The organism is Streptomyces sp. NPDC049585 (assembly GCF_040675615.1).
In the GTDB taxonomy this organism is placed as follows: Bacteria; Actinomycetota; Actinomycetes; order Streptomycetales; family Streptomycetaceae; genus Streptomyces; species Streptomyces luteosporeus.
In genome coordinates this window covers 1-10,124 of record NZ_JBFAPE010000064.1, presented here as the reverse complement: position 1 = coordinate 10,124, position 10,124 = coordinate 1, and the positions used below count along the sequence as shown (strand labels likewise).

Genomic DNA, 10,124 nt, shown 5'->3' with positions numbered 1-10,124 from the left:
GTAGATGTCGCAATCCACACCGAGCCAGAAGGCCCTCACCCGTTCAAGCACCCAGCCCGCGTGTCACCAACGTCCCGGGACAACACACCTAGCGCATGTCCGGGGCGCCCCGTAGGGGCGCGGGGAACTGCGCGACAAGCCACGACGCGCCCGCGGACGAACTGCCGTGCCGGCCCCGGCTGCCGCATGACGAAGATCCGCCGGGCACGCCCTGGCGACCGGCACCGGCGACCGCCGCGCACTGCACCGGGCGGCCTTCGGCCAGCGTCAGGCGCGAGCCCTCGAAGCGGGCCCGCATGCGCCGGTCGTGGGTGACGACCACCAGCGCTCCCCGATAGCCGGCCAGGGCCGCCTCCAGCTCCTCGACCAGCGCGGGGCTGAGGTGGTTGGTCGGTTCGTCGAGCAGGAGCAGGTCCACCGGCTCGCTGACGAGCCGGGCCAGCTCGATGCGCCGGCGCTGGCCGTACGACGCCTCGCCGACCCTCAGCCCCAGGTCGCGCGGGCGGAACAGGCCGAGGGAGAGCAGCGTGTCGGCGTGGTCCTCCGGCGCGCCGCCGCGGCCGTGCGCGAAGGCCTCCAGCACGCTCAGCCCCGGCGGCCAGGGCGTCTCCTCCTGCCGCAGGTGACCGACGCGCCCGCCGACGCGCACGGTGCCGGCGTCCGGCGCCAGCTCCCCGGCCAGTACGCGCATCAGCGTGGACTTGCCCGCGCCGTTGGGCCCGGTGACCAGGAGCCGTTCGCCCGCGCCCAGGCGCAGCAGGGGCAGCTCGAGGCGGCCGGCGACCCGGACGCCGGTGAGCTCGGCGGCCGCCTCCACCGCCCCCGTCTCCCTAACGCCGATGCCCGCGCGGAAGACCAGTGGCTCGGGCGGCGGGGAGACCGGCTCGCGGGTGAGCCGCTGGACGCGCTCCTTGGCGTTGCGGATCCGCACCGACGCGCCGTGCGTGCGGCCGCGCGCACGGAACGCGCCGTGCCCGAACACCGACAGCGGCAGCTTCCGCGGGATGGCGCCCATGCGGGCCACCTGCGTCTCGGCCAGCCGGCGGTTGCGGTCCAGCTCGGCGCGCCACTCCTCGTACTTCCGCAGCCGCCGCCGGCGTTCGGCCGCCTTGGCCGTCAGGTAGCCGGCGTAGCCGTTGCCGTGCCGGGCGAGGCGGCCGTCGGCGACCTCGACGACGGTGGAGGTGAACCGTTCCAGGAAGACCCGGTCGTGCGTGACGGCGACGACCGTGCCGCGGTGCGCGCGCAGCCGTTCCTCCAGCCAGGCGGTCGCCGCGTCGTCCAGGTCGTTGGTCGGCTCGTCGAGCAGCAGCAGCTCCGGACGGGAGGCCAGCGTCGCCGCGAGCGCCAGCCGGGACCGCTCGCCGCCCGACAGGCTGCCCAGCGCCCTGCGCCGGTCCAGACCGGGCAGCCCCAGGTCGTACAGGGCGGCCTCGACGCGGGAGTCGGCCGCGTGCCCCTCGCGGGCCTCGTAGCGGGCCACCAGCAGCGCGTAGTCCTCCAGGGCGGCGTCCAGTCCGGCCCCTTCGGCGCGTTCGAGCGCGGCCTCCGCGCGGCGTATGTCCGCCCGGAGGCGGCGCAGGTCGGCGAGGGCGAGGTCGACGGCGTTCTGGACGCTCGCCTCCGGCGGGAGCCCGAGCGTCTGGGCGAGGTGGCCGATGCCGCCGGGGGCGACGACGGTCACCTCGCCCTCACCGGGCACGATCCGCCCGGCCAGCAGGCCGAGCAGGGTGGACTTGCCGGAACCGTTGTCCCCGACGACGCCGGCCTTCTCACCGGGCCGCAGCGAAAGGGAAACGTGGTCGAGGACGACGCGGTCGCCGTACTTCATGGTGACGTCGTGCAGAGCGAATTGTGAGGTGTGCATGGAAGCGCCCCCTGTTCTGGCCGTGCCGCAGTGACGGCAGCGCCGGGTCGAAACCGGACGGCGCGCCGGTGTCACGGCGCGCCGTTCCGGCGGGAATCGGGCTGACGGAAAGCACCGGCGGCGGAGCGGAGCTCTACGCGGCCGGGCGTGCGGTGATCACAGGGAACCCATGTGCGGGACTCTAGGCGGCGGACGATCCTCGGGGCAACGGGTTTTTCAGGGCCGGCGGGCGTGGAAGATGCCCCAGCGGATCCGCTCGCTGCGGCACGCGGCCACCCACAGCGGGATGTTCTCCCGCAGACCGCGTACGTAGTCGGCGCTGACGGCGCCGGCCAGCCCGGGGTTCTCGCGCGCGACCTCCCCGGCGAGCCGCTCGTAGTGCGTGAGCATGTGCGCGCTGAGGTCCTCGTACTCCACCTCGGCCAGACCCAGCCGGCGCAGCTCGGCGTCGTAGAAGGCGGGCGTCGCCAGGTCGGGGGCGGTCAGGCGCTCCATGAGCGGGCGCAGTTCGCCCTCGGTGGTGGTGGTCGCCGCCATGATGTCGGTGAAGACGAGACGGCCGCCGGGCCGCAGCACGCGGGCCGCCTCCCGCAGCGTGGTGGCGCGGTCGCCGCTGTGGCACAGGGCCTCCTGCGACCACACCACGTCGAAGCTGGCGTCCGGTGCCGGAATGTCGTTGAAGGAGCCGGTGACCACGTCGATGAGTTGGTCCAGCCCCCGCGCGGCGTTCGTGGCACGGTGCCGGCGGTTCTGCACCTCGCTGATGTTGAGGGCCACGACGCGACAGCCGTACGTCTGCGCCAGCGCGCGGGCCGCGCCGCCGAAGCCGGAGCCCAGGTCCAGCACCGTGCGCCCGGGGCCGAGGGCGTCGGCGGCCTTGGCCGCCACGCGGTCGATGGTGCGGCGGGAGGCCGTCGCGACGTCCTCCCGCTCGTGGGTGTACATGCCGACGTGGATGTCCTCGCCGCCCCAGGCGTGTGCGTAGAAGCCGTCGACGTCACTGGTGTCGTAGTACGTGCGTGCGGTGTCGGTGGCGCGCGTCGCGTCGATGTGGTCGGTCATGGCGCATACCTCGGCAGCGCACCGCCGCGGTAAACCGCGCAGGGGCGAGGAAGATCGACACGGCGTGTTTCCACCCCTCGCCCCTTTGCCTGCTAGCGGATGTGCACCGACAGGTGCGGTGCGAGCGCGTGCAGGAAGTCGCGGGCGTCGAAGGCCGCTCCGGCCGCCGCGACGCCGGTCGCCGCGACCCTCCCGGTCACGGCCCGCTGCACGGCCTCCACGGCCAGCGGCGCGCTGACGGCGTAGATGTCCTGGCCGCGCGCGACGGCCCGTCGCTCGAAGCCGGCCGCGCGCACGACGACCTCGACGAGGAAGGTCTGGGCGGACCGCCCCCGCTCGTCGACCGGCACCGGCGGCGGCGTCCGTGCGCCCAGCACGTCCTCGACCGCGCTCGTCGTCATGCAGGTGCGGATGTCACGCGGCCGCAGGTGATGCCCGATCGTCACGCTGTCGGCCGTCGTGAACTCGCCGAGCACGGCCTGCCCGCCGACCGGCTCGGGGAAGGACCACCAGCCCGTCGGCGCCCGGTCGGTGCGGTACTCCATCCGCCCGCCGGTGTGGACGAGTCGCCGGCCGCCCCGGCGCTCCCGGGAGACCCGGCTGGACGCCCGCGTGCCGTCGGTGGGGTGCCAGCTGCTCAGCGCGTAGGCGATGAGGATCTCGTCGGCCGCCCGCCCGCCCAGCGCCGCCGTGGCCATGAGGTCGGCCAGGCCGCCGAAGAAGGCCATCGCGGGCACGACCAGCACCCCGGCCTGCCGCGCGCGGTCCGTGAAGTGCGTGAACGTGTCGGCGACGGCCTCCACTTCCCCCGCCACGTCCACGTACGCAATGCCGGCCCGCAGGGCCGCCTCGATCACCGGCGCGGCCGTCCCGGCGAACGGCCCGGCACAGTTGACGACGGCCGCGGCCCCGGCCAGGGCCCGATCCAGGGAGGCCGGATCGCCGGCCGACGCCGTACGGGCCTCCACCCCGCCCAGGTCCGCCGCCAGGGCCTCCAGCCTGCCCTCGTCACGGCCGGAGAGGACCGGGGTCAGACCGCGGTCCAGCAATTCCTGCACCACGAAGCGGCCGGTGTGCCCGTAGGCCCCGAAGACCGCCACCGTCCCCGTCTTGTCATGAGTCGCATCGTTCACGCCGACCATCGTGCCGCCGGCGGACCACGGCGGTGAGTGGCAGGAATGCCACGGCGCATACACTTTCGGACGTGCACACTGTCGCGCTGGCGGTCACCGAAGGGGTCCCGCACTTCGAACTCGCCACGCCCTGCGAGGTCTTCGGCACCGACTGGTCCCACCTCGCCGATCCCTGGTACCGCTTCGCCGTGTGCGGCCCCGGACCGGTGGGCGTCGGCGGCCGCTTCCGCCTGGAGCCCGACGCCGGGCTGGAGGCGCTCGTGCACGCCGACACCGTGATCGTCCCCGCCGTCGCGGACCCCGGTGGGCAGCCGCCCGCCGACCTCGTCGAGGCCGTCCGCGCCGCGCACGCGGCCGGGGCGCGCGTGGCCTCCCTGTGCACCGGGGCGTTCGTCCTGGCGGCCGCCGGGCTGCTGGACGGGCGGCGGGCCACCACCCACTGGGCGCACGCCGCGGCCCTGGCCGCCCGCCACCCCCGGGCGGAGGTGGACCCGGACGTGCTCTACGTCGACAACGGCACCGTGCTCACCTCCGCCGGCAAGGCCGCCGCGATGGACCTGTGCCTGCACCTGGTGCGCCTCGACCACGGCTCCGCGACCGTCAACGCCCTCGCCCGCCGGCTGGTCGTCTCCCCGCACCGGCCCGGCGGCCAGGCCCAGTTCGTCTCCACCCCCGTACCGGAGGAGCGCCGGCACTGCCTCGCCGCCCTCTTCCCCTGGGTCCTGGAGCGGCTCGACGAGCCGCTGACGGTGCAGGACATGGCCCGGCAGGCGAGCGTGAGCCCGCGCACCCTCATCCGCCAGTTCCGTACCGTCGCCGGCACCACGCCCCTGCGATGGCTGCTGACCCAGCGGATCCACCGGGCCCAGGAGCTGTTGGAGACCACCGACGCCACCGTGGCCGCGATCGCCACGGCCACCGGCATGGGCACCGCCACCACCCTGCGCCGCCACTTCACCCGCACGCTCGGCGTTCCCCCGGACACCTACCGGCGCACCTTCCGCCAGACGCCCCGCGCTCTCGGCGGTTGACGGGCGGGGAACGCGTACCGCCGTGCGGCACCCGGCGGGGCCGGCCGCGGACGCGCCGCGCCGGCCCGGACCCCGGGCAACCGCCCCCGGTCACCGTCCCCTGGTGACCCGTCCGGTTACGCGTGGGCCTACTTGTCGGCGGTGAGCCGGCCCGCCACGCCCCAGCTCTCGGCGGGCACTTCCTGGATCCAGACCTGCACGGCCTCGGCCGGAATCTTCAGCGAGTTCACGAAGGCATCGGTGACGCGGGCCACCAGCTCGCGCTTGAGCTCGATGTCGCGGGGACCCTGCTGGATGGTGACGATGGGCATGATGTGCTCCTGGTAGTCCCGGGCGCCGCACCGGCCACTCCGGTGCGTTCCGCCCTCGGGCAACAGTTCACCCCAAGGGGCCCGGGCCGACCCAGACCCGGATCGCTCTCGCAGCGATCACGATCACTGATCGTTGCAGACAGGGGCCGTCAGGGCGGCCAGCAGCACCTCGACGAGCGGCGCGGAGCGGGCCCCGGCCCGTACCGCCAGCTCCACGGGCAGCCGCAGCCCCGGGCCGGCGAACGGCACGAAGGCCACCCGCGGCACCCGCAGACGGCGGGCGTTGCCCTCGTAGACCACGGTCCACAAGGGGGAGGAGCCGGAGCCGACGGCGGCGAGGGTGTCCTGCAGGTTGCTGGTCGCAGGTCCGGGGACGGGCGCGAAGCCGGCCCGGCGGCAGCCGTCGAGGACGAGGTCGACGAGCGCGGGATGGTTGCGGCGCTCGGTCAGGCACAGGGCCAGCCCGGCAAGGTCGCCGAGCGCGACGGCCTCACGCTGCGCGAGGGGGTGCCGGGCGGGGACGGCCGCCACCAGCTCCTCGTCCCACAGGGGGCGGCGGAGCAGCCCGGTGCCCTCGCCGCCGTCCGGCGCCGCACCGCGGACGAGGGCGGCGTCCAAGTGCCCGTCGGCAAGCCGCGCGAGCCGTTCGCGGACCGGGACGGAGACCAGCTCGATGCGTACGTGCGGGGCGTGCCGCGCGAACGCGTCGAAGAGGCGGTCGAGCCGGTCCCCGAGGCCGGTGACGGTGCCCAGCCTGAAGACGTCGCGCTGCCCGCCGGCGAGCTCCGCGGCCACGGACCGGGCCTGTTCCTCCGCCGCCAGCACGGCGCGCGCGGCGGGCAGGAACGTTTCACCGGCCGCGGTGAGCCGGACCGTACGCGGCGTCCGGTCGAACAGCTCGACCTTCAACTCCCGCTCCAGCCGGCGGACCTGCTGACTGACGGCAGGCTGGCCGATCACCAGCCGCTCCGCCGCCCGCCCGAAGTGCAATTCCTCCGCGACGGTCACGAAATAGCGCAACTGGCGCAGCTCCACGCTTCCCCCTGTCGATCGTTCACCGGTCTGCGTGATCGATTCTCCAGGACGTCTGGTACTGCTAAGGGCTTCCGCACGAAGCCAGGAGGACATGAACCATGAGCCAACAGGGCGGTACGGGACCGGCTGCGCCCCAGCGACGACGGGCGGGATGCCTGCCCGTCCTCGTCGTTCTGGCGGTGGTGCTCGGCCTGAGTTACGGGGCGTCGAAGATATTCGGCGACCACGACAAGCCCGGGAAGGCTTCGCCCTCCTCCTCGGCCACCCACGACAAGGGCGAGTGGGCAGTGGGCGACTGCGGGGGACCGGACCCCGATCGCGCGCCGGACGGCTACAAGCCGTACGACTGCAGTGACGGGCACGCCACGTTCAAGGCCATCGAGGTCAAGGAGGGCACGTTCCTGTCCAACTCCGTGCAGTGCCCCGGCGGCACGGACCTCATCGTGAAGGTCAGCGTGTCCTTCGGCTCGAAGGACAGCAAGGGCGGGGGCATTCCCACCAAGACGCTGTGCGGCCGCAACCTCTCCGGCAGCCACCCGGGCGATCCCGGCGCCGGCGGCGGGCAGCTGGTCAAGGGCGACTGCGTGACCTCCACGGCCAAGGAGGTCCCGTGCTCGCCGCCGGGGGCGGACACCTACAAGGTGCTCGACCTGGTCAAGGGGCGGTCGCAGTGCCCCTCGGGCACCACCGAGCCGATGGAGCTGACCCTCTCCATCGGCAGGCCCTACGACGTGATCTGCGCGGCCAAGCAGTAGCGGCGAAGGAGGAGCCGCGCATCACGTGCTCACGCCCGGCCGCCTTCCGTGAGCCGGACGGTGGCCTCGCGGGCCGCCGCGTCCAGGCGGCGCGTGATCTCCAGGAAGAACGCCAGCCGGTCGGCGTCGTAGTCGCCCAGGATGGCCGCCACCTCTTCGCCGAAGCCGGCGAAGAGGTGCTGCATTTCGGCGTCGTGCCGGCCGGTGGGGACCACGACGACCTTGCGGCGGTCCTCCGGGGCGCGGCGGCGCTCGACGAAGCCCCGCCGCTCCAGGCGGTCGAGGACGGTGGTGACGGCCGAGGTGCTCAGGCCCGTCGCCGCGGCGATGCGCCCGGCCGTCAGCTCCTGCTCGCTGCGCAGCAGATCGAGGCACTTGAGGTCCGTGAAGTTCAGGCCGAACCGTTCCGCCACGGCCCCGTGCAGCATCAGGCCGCGACTGGCCTGGTCGCGCAGGGCCGTCATCAGCTGCTCGACGAGCGCTGCCACCGGCTCCTGCGCGCGACCGGGCCCCTCGTGCTGATCGCTTCGCCTTGACACCACGGCCCCGACTCCTCTATATCTCGACCCATCGGATATTTCGATGTTCCGGAATATCCGCTCACTGGGACTAGTCTAGAGCTGCCGGAGGCACCCGTGCACAGTCGGTCCACCCCTGTCCTGATCGTCGGAGCCGGGCTCGGCGGCCTGTCCACCGCCGTCTTCCTCGGCCTCCACGGCGTACCGGCGCTGGTCGTCGAGCGCCACCCCGGCACCTCGCAGGAGCCCAAGGCGCGCGGCCAGATGCCCGCGACCATGGAGGCGCTGCGCGCGGCCGGCCTCGCGGAGGGCTTCCAGGCGGCCGCGCCCCCCGGCCGGCCGGAGATGACCATCGTCATCGCCACCAGCGTCACCGGCCGGGTGCTGCACAGCTTCACCGAGGCCCTGCCCGACTTCGGCCGCTTCTCGCCCGCCCCGACCGGCCTGGTGAGCCAGGAGCGGGCCGAGCCCCTGCTGGCCGCACGCGCCAGGGAACTGGGCGCGGAGATACGGTTCTCCACCCGCATGGAGTCCTTCACCGTCGACGAGGACGGCATCACGGCCGTCCTGCGCGACCTGGCCACCGACGAGACGTACGAGGTCCGCGCCCCGTACCTGGTGGGCGCGGACGGACACCGCGGCGGCGTGCGCGAGGCCATAGGCATCGGCGCGCACGGGCGCGGCGTCCTGGAGGAGAGCACGAGCCTGCTGTTCGAGGCGTCCCTCGACCCCGTCCTGGACGGCGCCGCCGTCCAGATGCACTACCTGCAGAACCCCGAGCTGCCCGGCGGCTCCGGCATGTTCGTCTCCACCGACACCCCCGGCCGCTTCGTGGCCGTCGTCCAGGACGTGCGCGACGACGACCACGCGTGCGAGGTGATCCGCCTGATCACCGGCGTGCCGGACCTCGCCGTGAAGCTCATCGGTCGCACGACCTGGTCGACCGCCTGCCGGATCGCGGACCGCTTCTCCGGCGCCGACGGCCGGGTGCACCTGGTGGGGGACGCCGCCCACCTGATGCCGCCGACGGGTGGCCAGGGCGGCAACACCGCGGTCATGGACGGCTTCCACCTGGCCTGGAAGCTGGCCGCGACCGTCCGCGGCCAGGCCGGGCCCGGCCTGCTGGCCAGTCACGACGCCGAGCGGCGGCCCTTCGCGGAGTTCCTGGTCGAGCAGCAGTACGCCAACCTCGTCCACCGCGCGGCGCCCCACCTCGCCGACGACACCGTGGCCGAGCGCCTCGACCCCGCCCGCCTGCTCTTCGGCTACCGCTGCCCGGCCGGCGCCTTCACCGACGAGCCCGGCTCCGGCCCGGGCGCCGACGCGCCGCTCTTCGAGGACCCCGCCGCGCCCAGCGGCCGCCCGGGCACCCGGGCGCCCCACGTCGCCCTGGCCGACGGCACGTCCACCCGCGACCTGTACGGCCGCGACTTCGTCCTGCTCACCGGCAGCCCCACGTGGCGCTCCGCGGCCCTCGCCGCGGCCGAACGCCTGCAGATGCCCGTCGCCGTCCCCGACCTCGACGGCCCCTGGGCCCCGGCCCACGGCGTCACCCCCTCCGGCGCGGTGCTCGTGCGCCCGGACGGGATCATCGCCTGGCGCGCCGCCGCCACCGGCGACTCCCGTGACGTCGAGCGCGCCCTGCGCACGGTCCTGGACCGCTGAACGCGACGACGCGCGGCACGGCCGCCCACCCTTTCGGCCTCTTCGCGCCCTTGTCGTGAGGGCTTTCGCGGCAGACCGGGCACAGTGGTGGGCAGTGCCGAGAGGTGAGGCGGTGTCATGGTGCGACTCGGACGGCTGGCCGCCGATGCGGGCGTGGGCATGCTGGCCGGTCTGGCCGGCACGCTGGCGATGACGGTCAGCAGCACCGCCGAGATGCGGCTGCGCGGCCGGCAGGCCAGCAGCGCACCCGCCGATGCGGCCGGAAGGATGCTCGGCGTGCGGCCGGTGGACGAGGCCGGCGCCCGCCGCTTCTCCCAGGCCGTCCACTACGGCTACGGCACCGCCTGGGGCGCGGTGCGGGGCCTCCTGGCCGGCTGCGGCCTGCCCGGGCCCGTGGCGACGGCGGTGCACCTGGGCCTGGTCTGGGGCAGCGAGCTCGTCGCCCTGCCGGCCATCGGTGTCTCCCCGCCCGTCACGACGTGGCGCGGCCGCGAGGCGGCCGCCGATGCCTGGCACCACCTGGTGTACGCCGTGGCCACGGGCGCGGCCCACCACGCACTCGACCGCACGCGCTGACGGACCGTCAGGGGGACCGTCCCTCCACGTGCGTGTCCGGCGGATCTTCGTCACGCGCCACCACGGCGCCCCGTAGGGGCGCGGGGAACTGCGCGATCGGCCGGCGCCAGCCTGCAGCCGACACGCCACCCTGGGGGCCGACTGCGGGCGCGTCGTGGCTTGTCGCGCAGT

At 74.5% G+C, this 10,124-nt stretch carries 10 protein-coding genes; 4 read left to right on the top strand and 6 right to left on the bottom strand.

Features of this window, described 5'->3' with window-relative positions; all coding sequences use genetic code 11:
* Window positions 1-88: 88 nt before the first annotated feature.
* The 3 genes from AB0K17_RS30460 to AB0K17_RS30450 form a co-directional block, all read right to left on the bottom strand.
* Complete coding sequence (locus AB0K17_RS30460) at window positions 89-1,867, bottom strand: TlrC/CarA/OleB/SrmB family ABC-F type ribosomal protection protein (protein ID WP_365984979.1); 1,779 nt, start codon at window positions 1,865-1,867, stop codon at window positions 89-91.
* Window positions 1,868-2,083: 216 nt separating this feature from the next.
* Entirely contained in the window at window positions 2,084-2,929 is an 846-nt protein-coding gene (locus AB0K17_RS30455; RefSeq protein WP_365968655.1) for a methyltransferase domain-containing protein, read from the bottom strand.
* A 92-nt stretch (window positions 2,930-3,021) separates the two neighbouring features.
* Window positions 3,022-4,062, bottom strand: coding sequence for a saccharopine dehydrogenase NADP-binding domain-containing protein (locus AB0K17_RS30450; RefSeq protein ID WP_365968654.1), 1,041 nt, complete (start codon window positions 4,060-4,062; stop codon window positions 3,022-3,024).
* Between the two features lie 71 nt (window positions 4,063-4,133).
* Here AB0K17_RS30450 and AB0K17_RS30445 point away from each other — a divergent pair, with 71 nt between their 5' ends.
* Window positions 4,134-5,093: a helix-turn-helix domain-containing protein gene (locus AB0K17_RS30445; protein WP_365984978.1), complete on the top strand. Its 960-nt coding sequence runs from the start codon at window positions 4,134-4,136 to the stop codon at window positions 5,091-5,093.
* 128 nt (window positions 5,094-5,221) lie between these two features.
* Here the strand turns inward: AB0K17_RS30445 and dmpI are convergent, their stop codons facing one another.
* Together dmpI and AB0K17_RS30435 are read right to left on the bottom strand one after the other, a co-directional pair.
* Entirely contained in the window at window positions 5,222-5,404 is a 183-nt protein-coding gene (gene dmpI, locus AB0K17_RS30440; protein WP_365984977.1) for a 4-oxalocrotonate tautomerase DmpI, read from the bottom strand.
* 123 nt (window positions 5,405-5,527) lie between these two features.
* The gene (locus tag AB0K17_RS30435) at window positions 5,528-6,439 is read right to left on the bottom strand and encodes a LysR substrate-binding domain-containing protein (protein ID WP_365984976.1); all 912 of its coding nucleotides are present in this window, start codon (window positions 6,437-6,439) and stop codon (window positions 5,528-5,530) included.
* A 98-nt stretch (window positions 6,440-6,537) separates the two neighbouring features.
* Here AB0K17_RS30435 and AB0K17_RS30430 point away from each other — a divergent pair, with 98 nt between their 5' ends.
* Complete coding sequence (locus AB0K17_RS30430) at window positions 6,538-7,194, top strand: hypothetical protein (RefSeq protein ID WP_365968650.1); 657 nt, start codon at window positions 6,538-6,540, stop codon at window positions 7,192-7,194.
* A gap of 29 nt (window positions 7,195-7,223) precedes the next feature.
* Here the strand turns inward: AB0K17_RS30430 and AB0K17_RS30425 are convergent, their stop codons facing one another.
* Entirely contained in the window at window positions 7,224-7,736 is a 513-nt protein-coding gene (locus AB0K17_RS30425) for a MarR family transcriptional regulator (protein ID WP_365984975.1), read from the bottom strand.
* Between the two features lie 93 nt (window positions 7,737-7,829).
* On the opposite strand from AB0K17_RS30425, the gene AB0K17_RS30420 reads away from it, so the two are divergent.
* Together AB0K17_RS30420 and AB0K17_RS30415 are read left to right on the top strand one after the other, a co-directional pair.
* Window positions 7,830-9,377, top strand: a complete 1,548-nt coding sequence (locus AB0K17_RS30420) for an FAD-dependent monooxygenase (RefSeq protein WP_365984974.1) — start codon at window positions 7,830-7,832, stop codon at window positions 9,375-9,377.
* Between the two features lie 117 nt (window positions 9,378-9,494).
* Window positions 9,495-9,953, top strand: a complete 459-nt coding sequence (locus tag AB0K17_RS30415) for a hypothetical protein (protein ID WP_365984973.1) — start codon at window positions 9,495-9,497, stop codon at window positions 9,951-9,953.
* The last annotated feature ends 171 nt before the right edge of the window (window positions 9,954-10,124 follow it).